Here is a 19,961-nt window from a genome sequence, read left to right as displayed (position 1 = left end):
ACAGAAAATTAGAAATGCAACCTGTACAGATTTTGACGGTTGATAAAACTATTTTGAGAGGCATCGGATGTCGTTAGTAGTAAGTAAAAGTAATCACGATTTTTTATACTTGCAAGTTATGCAGCTGATCCGTGAGTTATCAGAGCAAGGAACTTTACTCCCTGGTGAAAAGTTACCTTCGCTGCGTAAAATGGCCGATAAACTTAAAGTCAGTATTCCGACGGTGAAATTGGCTTATCAATCACTTGAAGCACAAGGGTTGGTTGAAGCACGAGAAAAGTCAGGCTATTTTCTAAAGTCATCGACTACGCAATTAGCACGACCTAGGCGAGTAAAGCTCAGTCGTGAGCCGGTTGCGGTAAATATGCAGGTGTTGATAGAGCAAGTTTATGATGCTATTCACCAAGCGGGTGTGGTGCCATTTGGTATTGCTAATCCAGTGGCGGCAGCGCCAACCGATAAAATGCTGAGCCGTACAATGCGCCGAGTTATGTCTATAGCAGGCAGCCGCGCAATAAATTATGGTGCAATGGATGGCTTTGCCCCGTTGAAAAAGCAGTTGATCCATCGCTATTTAGATTTTGGTATTGGTGTCGATCCGCAAGAGCTGGTGATCACTAACGGCGCACAAGAAGCTTTGGCTATTGCCCTTAAATGTGTGGCAAAAGCGGGCGATGTGATTGCCATTGAGTCGCCTTGTTATTTTGGCATTATTGAATTGATCGAAAGTTTAGGGCTGAAAGCACTTGAGATCCCATTATGCCCTGATGATGGGATCTGGCTTGATGATCTTCGTCAGGCTTTACAAGATCATGATATTAAAGCTTGTGTTTTCTCTACTTCGATTAATAACCCTGTCGGCAGCTTTATGCCTGATAGTAAGCGTAAAGATCTGGTCGTATTATTAGAATCTCATAATGTAGTATTAATTGAAGATGATGTTTACGGCGACTTACATTTTACTGCGCAACGAGGCACACCTGCGCAAGCTTACTCAACGAAAGGATTGGTGCTTACCTGTGCGTCTTTTTCAAAAACGGCAACACCGAGTTATCGCGTTGGCTGGTTGATTGCTGGTAAGTTTGCAGCCCAAGCACGGCGCTATAAACGTGCATTGAGCTGTTCTACTTCGTTGATCAATCAGTGGACGTTATATGAATTTGTACAAAGTGGCGAATACGAGCGAAACCTTAAACTACTCAAACAGCGTTTACGTAATAACAAAGAGCGCATGATCTGGTGTTTACAACAAGCCTTTCCGAGTACTGCGCGGATCAGCGATCCGCAAGGTGGTTGTGTGATCTGGATTGATTTAGGGAGCGGGTACGATAGTGTTAAACTGTTTCAGCTAGCGCTCGAAAATGGCATTAGCATTACTCCTGGCTATATTTTTTCCGCCACCAATAAATACCGTAGTTGTATTAGGTTAAGTTATGGTTTGCCATGGAGTGAAAAACTTGAGCAAGCAATAAAAACGCTTGGTGAGCTCGTTCATTTAGCTAAAAAATAAAAAAGCAGCACCTTTTAAAAGAGTGCTGCTAAAGGGATATCAAATTTTTAGCGTGTAGAACCAGAGTTCTGGTTAGTTATTTTGTTTATAACTAAATAATTGGTAATCTTTCAGCTCTGGTACTAGTTTAACTAATTGTTGCTCTTGCTCTGCAATTGTTGAAAAGTTACCGCACAGTGCGTCAGCGCGTTTTTCTAATTGACTCGCTTGTTGCTCAACTTTGGCTTCGATTTCTGCCCCCATGTTTTCCATGCGTTGTTCAAAGGCTTGCATATCACCACCTGAGCCCATTAGTTCTGAACCTACTGCCATTAAAATACTGCCCATTGATTGCATCATGGCAGCTTGCACGGCGCTTTCTATTTGCTGATCAAATTGGCTTTCAAAGTTTTCGCCAAATTGGTTAAAGCTTTGTTGCCCCATTACAAAAGCGCCTTGTTGATAAAAGGTGTTTTCAACTTCAACGTGAATATCTGCCATTAGGGCATTGATGCCGTCTAGGCCATCGATATTAAATGCATTGGCGACTTCTGTAATGGCAACACCCGCGATTTTTACCCCATCAAGGGCAATGTTGGCAACTTCAGGTAATTGGCTACGCAGGCTGTCTGAGTAATTACTGATCGCTTGGTGTTGTTGACTGTTTAGTGGCAAAGTTTGGCCATCGATGATTAATTCACCATTATCAGCAAAAGTCATGGTGTGATTATCTGCGGTAAATATTTCTAATTCGCTTGGTTTGATACGAATATCATTTTTAAATTCAATATCGCATGATTCACTATTGAAAGAGATATTAGTCTCATTATCATTATGTGCCATTGCCCCTGTGGCAATGAATAAAGAACTTATTAATAGTAATTTTTTCATTTTAATTTCCTGCTAATTTGTTGATTGTAACCAGTACGTATTTTTCTTATTTAATACTTATCAAGTTTGATGCCAATAATTTTTAGTATTTAAAAACAAAGGGCTAACAGTTTTTTGTGGTTTTTAAAGAGGATGCTCAGATTATAAAAAAACTATTTTTTAGTCATTTTGACTAATATGCATCAATGCATAAAAGATGTTTATCGTTTCGATAAAAAACTCTCACTTTCCAGAATTCAAATTTAGCGCTATTTATTCACAATATCGACATAACACTATTCTACAGTGGTGTTGTGGCTTTATTTTAGTGCGTTTTCATCATCTGAAATCGTGCTGAACATTTTTAATTTTACCAATGATAGTGATAAAAAATCCTGAATTGGTCTCAAACACTTTATGGAGTGGGTTGTGGGTAAGACATTTAGTTACGATGCGCTAGATGACGATTTTGTTGAAGACGAGTACGAAATGGTCGGGCGTAATCAACACGACAAGAATAAGCAAAAGGTAAAGAAAAAGTTGGAAGACTACCTTGAGCAAAAACGCTTGCGTAAAAACTTGGGCGATGATGACTTGGATGAGTATTTAAACGACTAAGAGATAATTTAGATAAAGAGGCAAATTGCCTCTTTATTGCTTTTAGCAGCTCATATATTGTTGCTTTTAAGGGCTTTGATAATAGCGCCTTCGATTTGCTGCGGCTTAGTAAATGGTGCAAACCGTTTGATCGCCTTACCGTCACGGCCAATTAAAAACTTGGTGAAATTCCACTTTATTTTGCGGGTTAAAAATCCCGGTAATGCAGACTTTAAGTGCCTGAATACAGGGTGAGCGTGCTCGCCATTAACATCAACTTTGCTCATCATCACAAAGTCTACGCCGTAGTTAATTAAGCACCCTTGCTCGATATCTTTGGCGCTGCCTGGCTCTTGCTTACCAAACTGATTACACGGAAAACCAATAATTACTAATCCTTGCTCGGCGTATTTTGCATGTAATTGCTGCAAGCCTTCATACTGTGGCGTAAAACCACATTTACTCGCTGTATTGACAATTAATACGACTTTGCCTACGAAGTCTGAAAAATCAATTGTCTGACCTTGAAGGTTGCTGGCTGAAAGTTGGTGAAAGTCGTTCATGGTAATCACTTATTATTGTTGTTTGCTAAATTCTATCCTGAGTTGCGACAGACATACAGCTTAAATTCTAAGCGCATTTAATTTATTAAGTTGAACGCTAGATAATGACGTACTCTTCAGCGGCAATTTTCAACACTAACTGCGTTGAGTTTATTTGCAAGAAGCAAGTGTCTGAGGCGCCAATTCGCTTAATCAGAGCGCAACTTAGCGATGAAATTTTAGCTATTAGTGCTTTAAGGATTAAAGCTGGCAAGTAAATATTCAATTAATAATCGCACTCGGTACGGCATTAAGTCTTTACGTGGATAGACCAGCCAGGAGGCGTTGTCAGTTACTTGGAATTCATCAAGTAAGGTAACTAATTGCCCCTGTTGAATATACTCAGCAACAATATCGGTGGCTAAATGGGCGATCCCTAAGCCCGCTAATGTTGCTGCAAGCAGTGCGCGAGGATGATTGCTGCGCCAGTTACCGGCAACTTTAACTTCTTTTATTTCATTATTAAAATTAAAACGCCAGCGTTTCCCCAAAGCGATTAAACAATTATGCTCTGTTAATTGGTATGGCGTAGTTGGGATTGACTGATGTGCTAAATATTCTGGGCTGGCAACGAGCGTCATTATGCGAGGGCTAAGTGGTCGTGCAATTAAGTTGGAGTCTTGCATACGGCCAAAGCGAATCGCTAAATCAAAGCCTTCTTCGACTAAATCGACATTGCGATTGTTAAAGTCCATATCTACTTCAACCTCAGGATAACGTTTTACAAACTCCACAATCTTAGGTGCGACATGACAGGCCACAAACTCACCGGCGCCAGAAATTCGAATTAAGCCTTTAGGTTTGCGTTGTTCACCTTGTAGTTGGTTATTCGCGTCGATTAATTCTTGCTTGATTGCTTTGAGTTTTATGGCGTATTCGCGGCCAATATCGGTGAGGCTTATTTTTCGTGTGGTACGTTGAAATAATACGGAGCCTAAGCGGTTTTCAAGCTGTTGTACTTGGCGACTAATGTGGGATGTAGATACTTCCATAGCTTTTGCTGCTTGGGTAAAGCTGCCATGTTCAACTACATGCAAAAATTCATCGAGGCCTTGCCACATTTCTTTGTTCTCAAAATGTTAAGTAATACTAGTTTATAGCATCTATTGTTGCAGCTGTGCAAAAGTGATTCTCTGAGCTTGCTCTTTTAATAAATCATTAAACCCATACAATTACTAAGTCACCTAATTTGGCTCATGAGAGCAAACTGTCAAGCAATGGAGTAACCATGTTAAATTTTAGTTTTGCAAACCCAACCAAAATTCATTTCGGCGAACAACAAATCGCTTTAATTAAAAATGAGATCCCAGCAGACGCAAAAGTATTAGTTACTTATGGCGGCGGCAGCATTAAAAGTAATGGCGTTTATGAGCAAGTTGTCGATGCGTTAAGTGAACATACTTGGTTTGAGTTTGCGGGTATTGAGCCTAACCCAAGTTATCAAACTTGTATGAAAGCCGTGGCTTTAGTGCAAGAAAAGCACATTGATTACATTCTTGCAGTGGGTGGTGGTTCAGTCGCTGATGGCAGTAAGTTTATCGCTGCAGCGGCAAATTATGAGGGTGAGCCATGGGATATTTTAGCAAAAGGTGGCGAGATTAAATCGGCTATTGCTCTTGGTGTGGTATTAACGTTACCAGCTACGGGCTCTGAGTCAAACGGTAATAGTGTTATTTCAAATCTTGAAACGCACGAAAAGCTTGCATTTGCTAGTCCATTTGTACTGCCAAAATTTGCAGTACTTGATCCTGCGGTGACTTTTTCATTGCCTGAGCGCCAAGTGGCAAACGGCATTGTCGATGCATTTGTACATACGATGGAGCAGTATTTAACTTACGATGTAGGTGCGAAGCTGCAAGACCGTTTCGCTGAAGGTATTTTAATGACCTTAATTGAAGAGGGTCCTAAAGCGTTTAGTGAGCCTGACAACTACCAAGTACGTGCAAACATTATGTGGTCAGCAACGATGGCACTGAATGGTTTAATTGGTGCGGGTGTGCCACAAGATTGGTCAACGCATATGTTAGGCCATGAAATGACCGCTATGTATGGTCTTGATCACGCGCAAACGCTTGCGATTGTATTACCACGGATGATGGCTGAGCAAAAAGAAACTAAACGCGGTAAAATCTTACAGTACGCAGAGCGCGTATTAGGATTAGATATTAGTGATGAAGATGCCGCGATTGAGCAGGCAATTACTGCAACTGAAGCGTTTTTCCACAGTGTGAATATGCCAACGCGTTTAAGTGATTATGAGTTGGGCGAAGAAGTTGCTGATAAAATTGTTGAGCAACTTGAACGCCATGGTATGGCGGCTATTGGCGAACGTGGGCAGGTTACGCTAGATAAAAGCCGCGCTATTTTATTAGCCAGCGTTTAAATTTGCTTAAATTAGCCAAAAAAGGTTAATTTAAGATCAAAAATAAGCCCATACCAACCAAGGTTGTGTAGTAAATATTGTGTGTTTTATAGGCCACAATAATGGCTGCCACAGCGGCGCTAAGGTATGGGTTTTGCCAATCTAAATTTATTCCCTTATCGGTCACAAATACAATCGGTGCCCAAATTGCTGTTAAAACTGCAGGCGCACTAAAGCTTAAAAACTGTTGCATTTTCGGGCCGACTTTAAACGGCAGTTGGCGATGTAAAAATAAATAGCGAGTAAAAAAGGTAATGCAAGCCATTAATAAAATAGTGGTCATCATACATTATGCTCCGTTTTACCTGAAATGCGGCTAATAATATAGCCAACGCTCATTGCTGTTAATGCCGCAGCCACTAACCATAATTCAAAGCCCTGGCTTTTAAGTAGCGTTGCCATAACACCCGCGGTGATCACTGTTGCTAATGTAGCGAGGTTTTTAATACCTGGAATTACTAATGCAATAAAGGTTGCAGCAATCGCAAAGTCGAGCCCAAGGTGAGTTAAATCGGGCAGCAAACTGCCTGCCACTATGCCAATTAAGGTCCATAGATTCCATGCGATGTAAAAGCTAAAGCCTGCGCTTAATGCATAGATCAATCGTGTTTTTGTACGATACGCTTTGCGATGATGGGAAAATGCAAATAACTCGTCGGTCAGTACAAAACTAACCGGTAAGCGCCAGCGTATAGGTTGGTCAATTACTTTGTGGCGCACAGCTAAGCCATATAAAAAGTGCCGTGAACTAATAATAAAGGTGGTAAATAAAATGGTCAGTAATGGCGTGTTACCTGCTATTAGTTCAATGGCAACGAGCTGCGCCGAGCCGGCAAATACCAGTAACGACATAGCTTGAGTTTCAACGGCAGTAAAGCCATTTTGAATTGCTAAAGAGCCACATAATATCCCCCATGGAACCACCGCTAAACATAGCGGTAGCATATCTAAAAAGCCTTTTATGAGTGCGCGTTTGCTGCTAAGTGACATTAATATTATTCATTACGGTAATTAATGCCCTTAGTCTGCCATAGATCAATTAACCCTGAACAGCAAAGATGCTAAATTAACAAAAGTTTGAAATAATAAGCTTTTACGCAAAAGAGATTAAACATGCACAATATTAAAGTATGGGATGGCTTTATCCGCAGTTTCCATTGGTTATTAGTGATTGCTATTGCAACGCTGTATTTTAGTGCTGAAGAAGGCATGATGGAATTACACTTTGTGGCTGGCTTTTTCACCTTAGCGCTGTTTTTAACTCGTCTTATTTGGGGAGTAATAGGGAGTAAAACGGCTAAGTTAACGGCACTGATTCACTCACCGAGAGCTGTACTTAAGTCTTTGCAACATGGTGATGGCAAGCTGGGCCATGGTGCTGCAGGTAGTTACATGGTGATTGCATTTTTTATTTTACTATTAGTGCAGTTACTCAGTGGCTTAATGACCACTGACGATATTTTAACGGATGGTCCGCTGGTGCAATATGCATCAAGCCAAGTTGTCGAATGGGCAGGTTGGCTGCATCATAAAAACTTTGATCTACTATTCTACGCGATTATTTTGCACGTAGTGGCGATTGTTATTTATCGCCTAAAAGGCAAAAAACTAGTCAAAGCGATGGTGACCGGTTATGCCGCTGAAAAAAATAATGATAGTAACGAAGAGCTAACAAAATCACCGTGGGCTGCGATAATTATTTTTGTCGTTGTATTTGCGGCATTACTGATGACATGGGGCGCAGAGCCTGTGGCTTACTTGTTTAGTTAAACGGTTCAACAGAGCAAAACGGCGCTAATTTAGCGCCGTTTTAGTTTTAAGATTATCGCATTAAAGATTAATCTTTAAATGATGTGTGGCAATCTTTACAGCCTTTAGCCCATGGGCCAAACGCTTTAGCGATTACTTTTTTATCGCCCGTTTGTGCTGCAACGGCAAGCTCGTCAGCGTATTGCTGGAACGCTGCGGCTTTTTTCATGAAAGTTGCGTTATCACTCCAAATGGCTGGCAACGCAGATGTATCACCTTTGTCAGAGCCCGCAACAAACGCTTCCCAAGGCATTTTTGATAATGCTGCTGCGTTATTGGCTCGTTGTTGAAAGCGCTCAGCATCGAATGGCACTTTCCCTTTAAGCATATCGCCCATATCACCGATTTGTACGCGGATCATTGAAAACGCAGCTTGGCGATATTCAATTGCGTCACTTGGCTTTTCAAATGCTGAATTGGCAGTTGCACCAAATGTGAGTGCACTCAGTGTTGCACCTAAAAGTAATTGCTTTAATTTCATTCCTTTTGCCCCTTATTAGTAATTCATTGCTTGAATAGCTGCTGTTGTATATCAGCAAGTTCGATTATTCAAGTTTATTGCGGTTAAACTGAACTGCTATTGAACTTAATAATTAAAATCTAATCATTGATATCAATATCGGCAAATATCATCCCTCTGCGCATGCTTCGAGTTGCTAAGAATACTTCACCTAGTAGCGACATAAATGCACAAATAAGTAATGCCATCGCGCCAACGAAACAGCTGCCAATAGTAACACCTAAATTAATAGATTGAATATGGGATAAAAACAGTAGCATAACCACTGCACATACAAGTACAGCACTTAATACACTTAAGCTAAAGGCAATATGAATACAGCGAGAGCGTTTTAACAATGCTCGTAGCTCTGTGGTTAGCGATGAATTAAATTCTTCATCGGTACTGACTTTTAACTTCCGCTCGAGCTGTCGTGCTCGGTCAGTAATACGTGCTAAGCGATTAGATAAAACCCCTAGCGTAGCAGCAATACCAGTGATTAAAAAAACCGGCGCAACGGCTGTTTGGATTACTTTTGCCATTGTTAAAATATTTATAACATCGGAATTCATTTTTTCCCTTTTTAGGTGTTTTGGTTACGTTTGTTTACAATGGTTTACATTTTAGGTTTTTAATTTTGGTCATATTTTACAATATGTTACTTCAGTTGTTCGAAGGTTTCATCCGATTTATGTAATTTGTATGTAATGGAATTGTTGTTATTCTGGGTTGCGAAGTTCTATATTAGACCCTCACTTAATTTTTGCTCATTAATAAGTACAATAATACATAACATATCCTAGGGGAAATCATGTCTAACAATCTAATAAAAAGAACAGCGGTTGCAACCGCCGTATCAAGTATCTTAATTGCTGGCGCTGTAAATGCAAATACAACAATTAATAGCGCACTTAAGCATACTAGTTACACACCTATATCACAGGCTGATATTGTTAATAAAAATGAACCTTCAGCGTACTTAGTGGTACTTAAAGCAACTACCGCAGCTGACATGATGGAGCGAGGCGTGTACCGCGTTTCAGATGCTCGCCAAAGTTATGCTAATGTAGAAACGTTACAAAATCAGGTTCAAGATAAGCTTTTTACTCTTGATAGCAATGTAAAAGTGCTTGGTTCAACTAAAATACTTGCGCCTACACTTATCGTGCAAGCTAGCCAAGGTGCGTTAGACCGCATTGCGCAAGACTCTCGCGTAGATCGCGTATTGCCTATGTTCGATTATGATTTACATGTTGCTGCTACAGCGGATTATATCAAAGCATCACCGATCGTAACGAGTGGAACGCATACAGGTTCAACGCAAACCGTTGCAGTATTAGATACCGGTATTGATTACACGCATAAAATTTTTGGTGGTGCAGGCACTGTTGAAGCGTATGAAGCGGCTCAAGCAGATCCAACAACCGTTACTTGGCCACAAGGGCAAGTCATGGGCGGTTATGACTTTATGCGTGACGATGCTGATCCAATAGAGAATGATCCATCAATTGCACCAGCAACTGGTGATGCTACAAGTCATGGTACATCGGTTTCTCACTCAGTGACCGGTATTGCGCCTGAAGTGGAGCTTTATGTGTATTCAGTGTGTGGTGGCGGTTGCCCAAGTGCTGCACAGGTGTCTGCATTAGAAGCGGCAATGGATCCAAATGGTGATGGTGATTCAGCAGATCGTGTTGATGTAATTAATATGTCGTTAGGTGGTGAGTTTGGTGACACGTATATCGGTGGCGGCACTCAATTCTTAATCCAACAAGCAGTAGAGGCGGGTGTAAACGTTGTTATCTCTGCGGGTAATGATGGCGATCACCCTTTCCGTATTGGTGGCCCATCGACCACCCCTAATGCACTTTCTGTTGGCGCAATGACTCACCCAGCAAATGATATTGCCATTGCTTCTGGTACTGTTGAAGGTACGGAAACTGTAATTCAGCCTTCAGGTTTTGGTCCGCAAACTGCGTTTGTAATGACGGATGCTGATGCTGAAGTTGTTTACCCAGATGAAAATCAAGATGGTTGTGTTGAATTCTCTGCAGAAACTGATTTTACCGGTAAAGCAGTTATAATTGACCGTGGTGCATGTAACTTTACTCAAAAAGTATTAAGCGCTCAAAACCGTGGTGCAGCATTTGTATTCATTGCAAATAATACCGACGATGGTACACCAGCGCCTATGGGTGGTTTTGATGCTGCAGTAACTATTCCAAATGTAGGGATTAATTTTGCTGCTGGGGCAGCAATGAAGGCAGCACTTACTGCTGGCGAACAGCCTACTTACAACATCGAGGTTGAGCGTAAAGTAACCGCAGGTGCAGTGGCTTCATTCTCATCACGTGGCCCGTCAATGGATGGTTTATTAAAACCTGAAATTACAGCGCCAGGTACAGCGATTATGGTTGCAGCCACGGGTACGCAAGATCAACTTGCCCCAGCTACAGGTACTTCATTCTCTGGTCCTATTACAGCAGGTGCAATTGCACTTGTTCGTGAGGCGCATCCAGAGCGCAGTGCGCTTGAAATCAAAGCGACAATCATGAATGCCGCAGATCTAAACGTGACTGTTGAGCCACTTAGTCTTAACCCAGATTCGCCGCTTGCACCAATTAGTTTAATCGGTGCTGGTTTAGTTGATGTGGAAAAAGCAGTTAACCTTCCGGTTGCTGCATGGGTTGAAGATACGATATTTAACACCAAACAAGCTGCATTATCATTTGGTTTAGAGCGTATGACTGAAGTAACGAGCTTTACTAAAACTGTGACGCTGAAAAACTTCTCAGATGCAGATAAAACATACGATCTTCGTATCGAAGAGCGCTACATGAACGATGTTGATAGTGCTGCAGTAAGTTTTGATATTCCACGTGACGTTACAGTTGCAGCGAATGCCGTAACAACATTTGATGTAACTATGACTGTAGATCCAACTAAGTTACCTGCTTGGACTCTAGATAATCCATTTAGCCAAGATGACCTAGCAGCTCGTAGTCCGTCACTGACTATGGCTGAATTTGATGGTGCCTTAGTGTTCGATGACACTTCAACAGCAGATACAGACCATGATCTACATATTGTTTACCATGCATTGCCTAAAGCCGGTGCAGAGTTAGCTTTCTCATATGAAGAAGTGAATGGCATTGGCGAGTTGGTTGTAACCAATGTGGGGGCGACTACGATATTACCGACTGCAGAATCAGTGGTTGCTACAAGTGAAGAGAACCGCGACGCTGACTTTGATATTCTCTCAACTACATTTGCTGCTTATGCGTCTGAGACATGTGAGTCAGGTGTGTTCATTACCTCTTCAATTCAATTACGAGATGAAATTACCCACATGCGTCAAATCGGTGTTCGTATGAATCTCGATATTGATAATGATGGTGTTTATGATCATTTTATGATGAATATTAATGATGTTGGCCGTGATGCAGCCATACCTGGGCGCAGCCGTACATTAATTGGTGAAATCGATGCCGCGGGTGAGGATGTGTGGCAGTGGGGTACACCGATGTATCATGCTGCTGGTGAAGATACAGTGACCTTCTCTGGATGTAGTAATTTGTTAGGATTAGATGCAAATATGCTAGGCAGCACAATTAACATTGCAGCTTCAGTTGGTTATCCAAATTATCAAGCCGGTGTGTTCTCTGAAACCGATAGTGCTGTTGGTTCTACTGTGTTTACAGGTAATCCTGTGGTTACTTTAGAATCAACAGAAGATGCGGAAATGAAATTATCAGAGCTAGCCCCTGGACAAAAAGCGGTTGTTAGAGCTAATGGTAACTTTGCATTGGCGTCTGCTACAGGCACCGATGTTTATATTAACTCTGTAACTGGTGTACCAGCAGTCCCTGTTGTGCCTAATATTGTTGCTAGTGAGTTTGCTATAAATGAAACTGCACTTGATGGTATTACTATTGGTCGACTTAGTTTTGAAGATACTCCAGCACTACGTATAACAAACTTTACTGTTGTTAGTATGTCTGCTCCAGGCTTAATGGTTGATGCTGAAACTGGCGATATCATGGTTGAAGATACGAGTATGTTGGATTTTGAGTCTGACGTTAAAGAAATCATTTTAACAGTGAAGGCGACTGATTTACTTGGTACTGAATCTGCAACAGCCGATATTAAAGTAACGATCACTAATGATGCCGATGAGCTGCCAGTTGTAGCAAAAGGGCAAAATTTCAGTATTATTGAATCCGCAGCCGAAGGTACAGTGATTGGCATGCTTGATCATAGTTTGTTTGAAAGTGCGGCAACAATGGTCACTGGTGGTACGGTTGCAAACACAAACTTAATTAGTATTAATAATAAGGGTGAGCTAGTTGTCACTGGCAGCCTAAGTTATTATGCAACTCCAACTATGACTCTTGATGTAACAGTAATGGATGACAGCGGCTTAGAGTCTGAGGTTGTGCAAGTTATGTTGAATGTAACCGCCGATCCTAAATCTCATGCCCCAGTCATTGAGGGTGGTCAAAAATTCAGAACTGATGAAAATGTTGCCATTGGTACCGTGTTGGGTCAATTGGTATTCTCAGACCCTGATATGGATATTTCGCCAATTACTCGTTTTATTGTATCTGGAACAACATTAGTTAGTGTTCAGTTAGATGGTTCAATTGTGACTATGGGTGAAATTGACTATGAGTTTGATAAAGAGATTGTTTTCAGTGTTCAAGCTGAAGATAGCAAAGGGTATGTATCGAAAGCTGTAAGTGTTGAGATTGACGTTAACAATCTACGTGCGAACGATGATGACGACAATGATAGCTCTGGTTCTCTAGCATGGTTAACACTGTTTGTAGCACCGTTTGCATTTATGCGTCGTCGCAAACAAAAGTAATGGCTTAATCACTTAAGCAACAGTTGCACATCAGTAACTGAAAACAAATATAAAGGGAGCTTAGGCTCCCTTTTTACATTGCTTTACAAACTAATATAGGTAATCAACAGGTAGTTAGATATATTGCAAGTAGTGGAATAATAATAACTCTAGGGAAATAACAATGAAAACAGGTCACTCATTTGCATTAGCGATTTTGTCGCTTGCGGTTTTAGCTGGTTGTAATAAAGCACCAGAACAAAGTTCAACAACGGTAGCCCAAAATAAGCAAACTACGGCACAGAAAAATGTAGTGCAGGAAATTACAGCGCCAGTAGCCAATAAAATACCATTTGCAATGACTATTCATGGTGATACACGTATCGATAATTACTACTGGATGCGTGATGATGAACGCCAAGATCCCGCGGTAATTGCGCACCTCAATGCAGAAAACAGCTATACAGATGCGATGCTAAAACACACTGAATCGTTGCAAGCCACCTTGTTTGAAGAGCTCAAAGGGCGCATTCAAAAAGATGATGACTCCGTGCCAACTAAAAGTGGTCAATATTATTATTCATCACAAACCCGTGGGGATAATGAATACCCGACTTATGTTCGCAGTGGCGATGACAAGGGCACTGATCAACACGTTATATTGGATGTTAATGAGTTGGCGAAAGGTCATGACTATTATGCGGCAACCGGGTTATCAGTTAGCCCAAATGGTAATTTATTAGCGTATGGCGAAGACACGGTAAGTCGTCGAATTTACACTATTTTAGTGAAAGACTTGAGCACAGGAAAATTGCTTGAAGATAAACTCGAAGGCACTGATGGTGAAATTGTCTGGGCTAACGATAATAAAACCTTTTATTACATTAAAAAAGACTTACAAACCTTATTAGGTTACCAAGTCTATCGCCACACGTTAGGTACTGCGCAAGCTGAAGATGAGTTGATCTATGAAGAGAGCAATACCAGTTATTATACTGGTATTGGTAAGAGTAAAGACCAGCAAGAAATTTATATTTTCCATGCTAGTACCAATGCTTCTGGTGTATCGGTAATTGATGCTAATGACGTCAAGGCGCAGCCTAAGCGGTTAATTGAGCGAGCAGAAAACCTTGAGTATAGTATTGAAAAATTGGCTGATTTTTATTATATCGTGACCAATTTGAACGCCGTGAATTTTCAATTAATGAAAGTACACAAAGATCAGGCGCATGATAAAGCAAATTGGCAAACAGTGATCCCAGCTCGTGATGCAGTGAAGCTTGAGGGGATTGATTTATTTGCTAATCACTTAGTTTATAAAGAACGTGAAATGGGCCAATCTCGTTTAACGGTGCGTAATTTAACCACGGGTGATGAACAGCAGCTGAGCTTTAATGACAGCAGTTATAGGGTTACTGCATACGGTAATAATGAGCTCGATAACCCAAATCTACGCGTTTACTACACTAGCATGACCACCCCCGCTAGCACTTTTGATATTGATTTAAACACAGGAGATAAAACATTATTAAAACAGCAACAAGTCATTGGTGAGTTTAACGCTGATAACTATGCGTCAGAGCGGTTGTTTATTAGCGCGCGAGATGGCGTAAAAGTACCTGTGAGCTTGGTTTATCGTAAAGATAAATTCAAAAAAGATGGCACCAATCCACTGCTACAATATGCATACGGGTCGTACGGTGCAACCATGGATCCAAGTTTCTCAAGTGGTCGTTTGAGTCTACTCGATCGTGGTTTTGTATTTGCTATCGCGCATATTCGCGGTTCACAAATGCTTGGCCGCCCTTGGTATGAAGATGGCAAACTACTTAATAAAAAGAATACCTTTAATGACTTTGTTGATGTTACCAAAAGCTTAGTTGCCCAGCAGTATGGCGCGCAAGAGCAAATATTCGCCATGGGTGGTAGTGCCGGTGGCTTACTTATGGGCGCCGTGGCAAACCAAGCACCAGAGCTTTATAAAGGCATGGTTGCCGCAGTACCATTTGTTGACGTAGTAACTACTATGCTTGATGCCAGTTTGCCGCTGACCACCAACGAATATGGTGAGTGGGGCAACCCAAACGACAAACTATATTATGACTATATGCTGTCGTACTCACCGTATGATCAAGTAAGCAAACAGGCCTATCCAAATATGTTAGTAACGACTGGTTTGCATGATTCTCAGGTGCAGTATTTCGAACCTGCAAAATGGGTTGCAAAACTACGTGAGTTTAAAACGGATGATAATAAATTACTGTTTAAAATCGATATGGAAGCGGGGCACGGTGGTGCCTCAGGGCGTTTTAAAAGCCTAGCGGATACCGCACTTAACTATGCTTTTATTTTAGACTTGGCCGGTATTAAAGAGTAATAACTGGCCCTAGTGTTTTACAATTAAGGTGTGACTTAGGTTACGCCCTAATTCTTTGGCTAAATTGAGTGTGTTTGTTTTGCTCACTTATTCCAGTTTGGCAGTAGTGACGACGCTGATTAAAATCTAGACATTAAGGCTGAAAAAGGTCAGCATGTAGGTGTTAACAAAAACAAGGAGATGATAATGGAAGATAATCAACAGGTTGAACCAGTTGTAGTAGATAAAGAACAGCGTACGTGGGCCATGTTATGCCATTTAAGCGCATTGGCGGGATTCATAATCCCAATGGGCAGTATTATTGGTCCATTGATTGTGTGGTTAGTGAAAAAAGATGAGATGCCATTAGTGGCGGAGCATGGCCGTAAATCGCTTAATTTTCAAATCACTATGCTAATTGCATATATAGTGTGTTTTATTTTGATGTTTGCAGTTATTGGGGTGATTTTATTACCTATAGTCGCTATTTTCTCATTTATTATGGTGGTGATTGGCGCAATAAAAACTAATGACGGTAAAGAGTTTAACTATCCATTTAGTTTAAATTTGATAAAATAAAGCATACTTTATTTTACTGAAACCCAGCTTCTGCTGGGTTTTTTATACGCTTTAAAAAGGCTTAGATGGCTTATTTAACGTTATTTTTTACCGCGTTTGTATCTGCAACCTTGTTGCCCAGCTCATCAGAAGTGGTACTGACGGCGATGGTCACCAAAGGCGAATATTTACTTTGGTTGTTGTGGCTTACTGCAACGGTGGGTAATGTGTTAGGGAGTTGTGTTAATTATTGGTTGGGCACCCAAGTGATCCGTTTTAAAGACCGCAAATGGTTTCCGGTATCACAGGCTAATATTGATAAAGCGCAGCAGCGTTTTGAAAAATATGGCGTGTACAGCTTATTTTTAGCATGGGTGCCGATTATTGGCGATCCATTGACTGTAGTTGGTGGAATTTTTAAGGTTCGCTGGTGGACCTTTTTATGGATTGTTACCCTTGGCAAAGGCGCTCGTTATTTAGTGGTGCTGGCCTTTGCCTTAGGTTTAGAGCAATTGATTTAATTTTTAGCCCAATCGAGTGTTAGTGACACTGAGTCTGCAAAGCGCAAGGCGTGGGGTTTATCAACCCGCGCTTTAGCGTAATTGACGCTAGAGTGGCGGTGGCACACTTCTAGTATCTCTGCGACCAACTTCTCCAGCAGTAAAAAGTGCCCTTGTTCGACCAGCGAAATGACTTCTTTGGTGATCACCTTGTAGTTCAATGCTTGTTCTACTTGATCGGTTTCACAGGCTTGTTCTGCGGGGTAGTGAATTTCTAAATTGATCACTACATCTTGCTTTTTTTCACGCTCATCGGGGTTAAAGCCGATAAAAGTACGCAGCCGTAAGTTAGTGACATTAATAATTGCATTGGCCATAGATTTAGCCTTTTACAAGCTGCAAAAACTCATTGCGGGTTTTTGGGTCTGCTCTAAAGTTACCTAGCATCACTGATGTCCGCATGCTGGAGTTTTGCTTTTCAACCCCGCGCATCATCATACACATATGTTTTGCTTCAACAATAACACCCACGCCTTTGGCGCCAGTCACTTCTTCTACCGCTTTAGCGATTTGATGAGTCAACTGCTCTTGAATTTGAAAGCGGCGAGCGTACATATCAACGATACGCGCAAATTTAGATAATCCAAGTACTTTGCCGTTAGGAATATAAGCAATATGACAGCGGCCAACAAAAGGCAGTAAATGGTGTTCGCACATTGAGTAAAGCTCTATATCTTGTACTAGTACCATATCGTCAGCATCAGAGGTAAATACGGCATTGTTGGTGATTTCGTCTAATGTTTGACGATAGCCTTTAGTTAAATACTCCATCGCTTTGGCGGCACGTTTTGGTGTGTCTAGCAGCCCTTCGCGTTGTGGGTCTTCACCTACGGCAGCAATGATCTCTTGGTAACTATTCTTTAATTCGTTATGCATAAATTTCTCAGTTTTAAATTAATTATTTTAAGTGCCTGCCGCCATCAACGGGTAATGAACGCCCTGTGATGTAATGGCTATTGAGTAATAAATCGACACTGTTAATTATTTCACGGCAACCTGGTTCGATGCCCATTAATGATTTTTTCAACGTTTTAGCACGGTACGCTTCATCATCGTGTTCATTAAAAATAATCAGCGAAGGTGCAATTGCATTGACTTTTATCTGTGGCGCATACTTAGCAGCAAACGATTTAGTTAAATTATCAAGCGCTGCTTTACTGGCTGCATAGGCTAAGTGTTTTGGGCTACCAGTATCGACAACATAATCTGTTAAATGAATGATGTCGGCTGGCTGATGATATTGCTCGTAGTGGCATTGCAATAACTCACCGCAGGCAAGGTTGATCAAATAAGGCGTCTTGGCATGGATACGCATCATATTATCAAATAGTGTCGCGCTGTCTGGATTATTGGCTTCACAATCCCAGCTTGAGGCGTTATGAATAATCGCTTTGAGGCTACCAGTATGGCTTTTTAATAGCTCAATAAACTCTGCAATAGCATTATCATCAGTAAAGTCAGCAGCGATACAAATAGCCCCTTGTTGCGCTAAATCGTCAATTGTTTTATGGCGAGTACGGTAAGTCACAATAATAGCTTGGCCAGCGGCAATAAAATGCTGAGCAAGTGCTAAGCCAATACGTTGGCCTGCGCCAGTAATTAAAATGGGCGATGTCATAAAATGCTGTATTCTCTATTTAGCGCTAAGTATTAATAAGCTAACTATAATCTAAATTACAGTAATGTTTCACCCATTAGCGTGGCAAAGTCATTACCGCATCATTGAGTTGTACATTACGGTTGACGATAAGAGAAGGATCATCAGTGCAGGCTCTTTATTGCTGCTGGCCTGCACTCAGTTCGTCAGTATGCAATTAATCGTAAATTGTTGGGATAGCTTGGCGTTTATGTTGAGTGCGTTGATAAATAGCAATGAGCTTTTCAGTGACTTCATCACTAACGTCTTTACCTTCTAAAAAGTCATCAATTTGTTCATAAGTTAGTCCTAACGCTTCTTCATCGGTAAGGCCCGGGCGATCGCATTCTAAATCCGCGGTTGGGGTTTTATTCACTAGCAACTCAGGCGCACCGAGTTGCTTTGCCAAAGCGCGTACTTGGCGTTTTGATAAACCAAATAAGGGTGCTAAGTCACAGGCACCATCACCAAACTTAGTGTAAAAACCGGTAATGTTCTCGGCACTATGGTCAGTACCCACTACCAGCCCTTGGCAGAAACCGGCAATTTCATATTGCGCAACCATGCGTTGACGTGCTTTAACGTTGCCTTTAATAAAATCAATTTGCGCTTGTTCAGGCAATGTTTCACCACAGCCAACCACCGCCGCTAATGCTTGTTCGTGCATGCCGTCTGCGGCGGGTTTGATATTAACCGTTAGCCGTTTACTAGGTTGAATAAAGTCAACTGCTAATTGTGCTTCAGCTTCGTCGGCTTGAATACCGTAGGGCAGGCGAACAGCGATAAATTGATACTTGTCAGTTTGTTGCTGTGCATTTAATTCATTAACGGCGAGTTGGCATAAGCGGCCACAAGTAGATGAATCTACGCCACCACTGATCCCCAGCACTAAAGAACGTGAATGTGCTGCCACAAGGCGGTTTTTGATAAAGTTAACGCGTCGGGTAATTTCCTGCTCAACGTTTATCCTTGGTTTAACTTTCATTTCAGCCATGATCTCGGCACGCATGCTGACTCCTAATAGTTAATGTTGTCATTATTATGTTATTGGCAAAGGCTAAATTAAAGCCCTAGGTGTTGTTTAATTTTTTGTAATTCGGCTTTTAACTGATCAATTTCTGTAAGCAGTTCATTGAATTCAACAGTTTTGAGTGCTGCTAATTCAGGCGGCTCTACAGCGACAGTAACGGCACTTTGTGGATCCGCAAATAAATGGCTGTAACGGCTTTCACGTTTACCTGGTTCGCGCGGGTGTTTTATCACATGCTCTGCGTTGATCAAGGCATTTAATGCTGATTCAACTTCAGTCACATTATTAAACTCTGCGAGTCGATTACTGCGGGTTCTTAATTCACCAGGAGTTTGTGGGCCACGCAGTAACATGAGGCAAATAATGGCGCGTTGTTGCTCAGTTAAGTGTAAATTACCAAACTCGGTGTTGCAAAAACGATGTGCGAACTTAGTTACGCGGCCAGACAATCCTTCATCTTGTGTGACTAAGCGCTGCGCGAGTAAAGCGTCTAGCGCCTCTTGTACTTGCGTTTCACTAAGAGTGAGTACGGGGTCACGGTTCGATTTTTGATTACACGCGTTAGTTAATGCATTGAGTGACAGCGGATAATGCTCTGGTGTGGTGCTTTGTTTTTCAAGTAAGCAGCCGATCACACGTTGTTCAATAGCGGTAAGTTGCATAATAAATCCTTCTTTTGTTGTGCCT

The 19,961-nt window shown here is 41.4% G+C and carries 20 protein-coding genes; 8 read left to right on the top strand and 12 right to left on the bottom strand.

What is annotated here, in order from left to right; translation table 11 throughout:
- Window positions 1-67: 67 nt before the first annotated feature.
- Window positions 68-1,510, top strand: a complete 1,443-nt coding sequence (locus ACMVDV_RS12800) for a PLP-dependent aminotransferase family protein (protein ID WP_304182912.1) — start codon at window positions 68-70, stop codon at window positions 1,508-1,510.
- Window positions 1,511-1,582: 72 nt separating this feature from the next.
- On the opposite strand, the gene ACMVDV_RS12795 is transcribed toward ACMVDV_RS12800, so the two are convergent.
- Window positions 1,583-2,380: a YggN family protein gene (locus ACMVDV_RS12795; protein ID WP_416158359.1), complete on the bottom strand. Its 798-nt coding sequence runs from the start codon at window positions 2,378-2,380 to the stop codon at window positions 1,583-1,585.
- Between the two features lie 408 nt (window positions 2,381-2,788).
- On the opposite strand from ACMVDV_RS12795, the gene ACMVDV_RS12790 reads away from it, so the two are divergent.
- A complete protein-coding gene (locus ACMVDV_RS12790; RefSeq protein WP_145240019.1) occupies window positions 2,789-2,977 on the top strand; it encodes a PA3496 family putative envelope integrity protein in 189 nt (62 codons plus the stop codon).
- Between the two features lie 50 nt (window positions 2,978-3,027).
- On the opposite strand, the gene ACMVDV_RS12785 is transcribed toward ACMVDV_RS12790, so the two are convergent.
- Both ACMVDV_RS12785 and ACMVDV_RS12780 read right to left on the bottom strand, forming a co-directional pair.
- A complete protein-coding gene (locus ACMVDV_RS12785) occupies window positions 3,028-3,519 on the bottom strand; it encodes a glutathione peroxidase (protein ID WP_304182909.1) in 492 nt (163 codons plus the stop codon).
- A gap of 233 nt (window positions 3,520-3,752) precedes the next feature.
- Entirely contained in the window at window positions 3,753-4,619 is an 867-nt protein-coding gene (locus ACMVDV_RS12780; protein WP_416158358.1) for a LysR family transcriptional regulator, read from the bottom strand.
- 167 nt (window positions 4,620-4,786) lie between these two features.
- Here ACMVDV_RS12780 and ACMVDV_RS12775 point away from each other — a divergent pair, with 167 nt between their 5' ends.
- Entirely contained in the window at window positions 4,787-5,941 is a 1,155-nt protein-coding gene (locus tag ACMVDV_RS12775; protein ID WP_416158357.1) for an iron-containing alcohol dehydrogenase, read from the top strand.
- A gap of 25 nt (window positions 5,942-5,966) precedes the next feature.
- Here ACMVDV_RS12775 and ACMVDV_RS12770 read toward each other — a convergent pair whose 3' ends face one another.
- Window positions 5,967-6,266 carry an AzlD domain-containing protein gene (locus tag ACMVDV_RS12770; protein ID WP_416158356.1) on the bottom strand — a complete coding sequence of 100 codons (300 nt, stop codon included), beginning with the start codon at window positions 6,264-6,266 and terminating at the stop codon, window positions 5,967-5,969.
- Window positions 6,263-6,970: an AzlC family ABC transporter permease gene (locus ACMVDV_RS12765; protein WP_416158355.1), complete on the bottom strand. Its 708-nt coding sequence runs from the start codon at window positions 6,968-6,970 to the stop codon at window positions 6,263-6,265. The genes ACMVDV_RS12770 and ACMVDV_RS12765 overlap by 4 nt, the downstream gene beginning before the upstream one ends.
- A 123-nt stretch (window positions 6,971-7,093) precedes the next feature.
- On the opposite strand from ACMVDV_RS12765, the gene ACMVDV_RS12760 reads away from it, so the two are divergent.
- The gene (locus ACMVDV_RS12760; protein ID WP_416158354.1) at window positions 7,094-7,750 is read left to right on the top strand and encodes a cytochrome b/b6 domain-containing protein; all 657 of its coding nucleotides are present in this window, start codon (window positions 7,094-7,096) and stop codon (window positions 7,748-7,750) included.
- 67 nt (window positions 7,751-7,817) lie between these two features.
- Here the strand turns inward: ACMVDV_RS12760 and ACMVDV_RS12755 are convergent, their stop codons facing one another.
- Together ACMVDV_RS12755 and ACMVDV_RS12750 are read right to left on the bottom strand one after the other, a co-directional pair.
- A complete protein-coding gene (locus ACMVDV_RS12755; RefSeq protein WP_416158353.1) occupies window positions 7,818-8,270 on the bottom strand; it encodes a c-type cytochrome in 453 nt (150 codons plus the stop codon).
- A 119-nt stretch (window positions 8,271-8,389) separates the two neighbouring features.
- Entirely contained in the window at window positions 8,390-8,860 is a 471-nt protein-coding gene (locus ACMVDV_RS12750; protein WP_192540820.1) for a DUF2721 domain-containing protein, read from the bottom strand.
- Between the two features lie 239 nt (window positions 8,861-9,099).
- On the opposite strand from ACMVDV_RS12750, the gene ACMVDV_RS12745 reads away from it, so the two are divergent.
- The 4 genes from ACMVDV_RS12745 to ACMVDV_RS12730 all read left to right on the top strand — a co-directional run bounded on the left by ACMVDV_RS12745 (window position 9,100) and on the right by ACMVDV_RS12730 (window position 16,569).
- Entirely contained in the window at window positions 9,100-13,155 is a 4,056-nt protein-coding gene (locus tag ACMVDV_RS12745) for a S8 family serine peptidase (RefSeq protein ID WP_416158352.1), read from the top strand.
- Between the two features lie 163 nt (window positions 13,156-13,318).
- Window positions 13,319-15,511 carry a S9 family peptidase gene (locus ACMVDV_RS12740; protein WP_304182894.1) on the top strand — a complete coding sequence of 731 codons (2,193 nt, stop codon included), beginning with the start codon at window positions 13,319-13,321 and terminating at the stop codon, window positions 15,509-15,511.
- A 186-nt stretch (window positions 15,512-15,697) separates the two neighbouring features.
- Entirely contained in the window at window positions 15,698-16,069 is a 372-nt protein-coding gene (locus tag ACMVDV_RS12735; RefSeq protein WP_192540823.1) for a DUF4870 domain-containing protein, read from the top strand.
- Between the two features lie 65 nt (window positions 16,070-16,134).
- Window positions 16,135-16,569, top strand: coding sequence for a YqaA family protein (locus tag ACMVDV_RS12730; RefSeq protein ID WP_416158351.1), 435 nt, complete (start codon window positions 16,135-16,137; stop codon window positions 16,567-16,569).
- Here ACMVDV_RS12730 and folX read toward each other — a convergent pair.
- The 5 genes from folX to ACMVDV_RS12705 all read right to left on the bottom strand — a co-directional run bounded on the left by folX (window position 16,566) and on the right by ACMVDV_RS12705 (window position 19,936).
- A complete protein-coding gene (folX, locus tag ACMVDV_RS12725) occupies window positions 16,566-16,925 on the bottom strand; it encodes a dihydroneopterin triphosphate 2'-epimerase (RefSeq protein WP_192540825.1) in 360 nt (119 codons plus the stop codon). The genes ACMVDV_RS12730 and folX overlap by 4 nt on opposite strands.
- A gap of 4 nt (window positions 16,926-16,929) precedes the next feature.
- Window positions 16,930-17,484, bottom strand: a complete 555-nt coding sequence (folE, locus tag ACMVDV_RS12720) for a GTP cyclohydrolase I FolE (RefSeq protein ID WP_064666818.1) — start codon at window positions 17,482-17,484, stop codon at window positions 16,930-16,932.
- 22 nt (window positions 17,485-17,506) lie between these two features.
- The gene (folM, locus tag ACMVDV_RS12715) at window positions 17,507-18,226 is read right to left on the bottom strand and encodes a dihydromonapterin reductase (RefSeq protein WP_416158350.1); all 720 of its coding nucleotides are present in this window, start codon (window positions 18,224-18,226) and stop codon (window positions 17,507-17,509) included.
- 196 nt (window positions 18,227-18,422) lie between these two features.
- The gene (gene nadE / locus ACMVDV_RS12710) at window positions 18,423-19,253 is read right to left on the bottom strand and encodes an ammonia-dependent NAD(+) synthetase (RefSeq protein ID WP_416158349.1); all 831 of its coding nucleotides are present in this window, start codon (window positions 19,251-19,253) and stop codon (window positions 18,423-18,425) included.
- Window positions 19,254-19,306: 53 nt separating this feature from the next.
- Complete coding sequence (locus ACMVDV_RS12705) at window positions 19,307-19,936, bottom strand: YceH family protein (RefSeq protein WP_416158348.1); 630 nt, start codon at window positions 19,934-19,936, stop codon at window positions 19,307-19,309.
- Window positions 19,937-19,961 lie beyond the last annotated feature (25 nt).

Origin of the sequence: Pseudoalteromonas sp. ASV78 (assembly GCF_047806705.1) — a bacterium.
In the GTDB taxonomy this organism is placed as follows: Bacteria; Pseudomonadota; Gammaproteobacteria; order Enterobacterales; family Alteromonadaceae; genus Pseudoalteromonas; species Pseudoalteromonas prydzensis_A.
Note: the sequence above shows the minus strand (reverse complement) of the source record. Positions and strands in the feature narration are given on the sequence as shown.

Bases quoted from the DNA above. Each gene is read 5' to 3' on its own strand.
- ACMVDV_RS12800 (WP_304182912.1), top strand. From the start codon at position 68: ATGTCGTTAGTAGTAAGTAAAAGTAATCACGATTTTTTATACTTGCAA.
- ACMVDV_RS12795 (WP_416158359.1), bottom strand. From the start codon at position 2,380: ATGAAAAAATTACTATTAATAAGTTCTTTATTCATTGCCACAGGGGCA.
- ACMVDV_RS12785 (WP_304182909.1), bottom strand. From the start codon at position 3,519: ATGAACGACTTTCACCAACTTTCAGCCAGCAACCTTCAAGGTCAGACA.
- ACMVDV_RS12780 (WP_416158358.1), bottom strand. From the start codon at position 4,619: ATGTGGCAAGGCCTCGATGAATTTTTGCATGTAGTTGAACATGGCAGC.
- ACMVDV_RS12775 (WP_416158357.1), top strand. From the start codon at position 4,787: ATGTTAAATTTTAGTTTTGCAAACCCAACCAAAATTCATTTCGGCGAA.
- ACMVDV_RS12770 (WP_416158356.1), bottom strand. From the start codon at position 6,266: ATGATGACCACTATTTTATTAATGGCTTGCATTACCTTTTTTACTCGC.
- ACMVDV_RS12765 (WP_416158355.1), bottom strand. From the start codon at position 6,970: ATGTCACTTAGCAGCAAACGCGCACTCATAAAAGGCTTTTTAGATATG.
- ACMVDV_RS12760 (WP_416158354.1), top strand. From the start codon at position 7,094: ATGCACAATATTAAAGTATGGGATGGCTTTATCCGCAGTTTCCATTGG.
- ACMVDV_RS12755 (WP_416158353.1), bottom strand. From the start codon at position 8,270: ATGAAATTAAAGCAATTACTTTTAGGTGCAACACTGAGTGCACTCACA.
- ACMVDV_RS12750 (WP_192540820.1), bottom strand. From the start codon at position 8,860: ATGAATTCCGATGTTATAAATATTTTAACAATGGCAAAAGTAATCCAA.
- ACMVDV_RS12745 (WP_416158352.1), top strand. From the start codon at position 9,100: ATGTCTAACAATCTAATAAAAAGAACAGCGGTTGCAACCGCCGTATCA.
- ACMVDV_RS12740 (WP_304182894.1), top strand. From the start codon at position 13,319: ATGAAAACAGGTCACTCATTTGCATTAGCGATTTTGTCGCTTGCGGTT.
- ACMVDV_RS12735 (WP_192540823.1), top strand. From the start codon at position 15,698: ATGGAAGATAATCAACAGGTTGAACCAGTTGTAGTAGATAAAGAACAG.
- ACMVDV_RS12730 (WP_416158351.1), top strand. From the start codon at position 16,135: ATGGCTTATTTAACGTTATTTTTTACCGCGTTTGTATCTGCAACCTTG.
- folX (WP_192540825.1), bottom strand. From the start codon at position 16,925: ATGGCCAATGCAATTATTAATGTCACTAACTTACGGCTGCGTACTTTT.
- folE (WP_064666818.1), bottom strand. From the start codon at position 17,484: ATGCATAACGAATTAAAGAATAGTTACCAAGAGATCATTGCTGCCGTA.
- folM (WP_416158350.1), bottom strand. From the start codon at position 18,226: ATGACATCGCCCATTTTAATTACTGGCGCAGGCCAACGTATTGGCTTA.
- nadE (WP_416158349.1), bottom strand. From the start codon at position 19,253: ATGCGTGCCGAGATCATGGCTGAAATGAAAGTTAAACCAAGGATAAAC.
- ACMVDV_RS12705 (WP_416158348.1), bottom strand. From the start codon at position 19,936: ATGCAACTTACCGCTATTGAACAACGTGTGATCGGCTGCTTACTTGAA.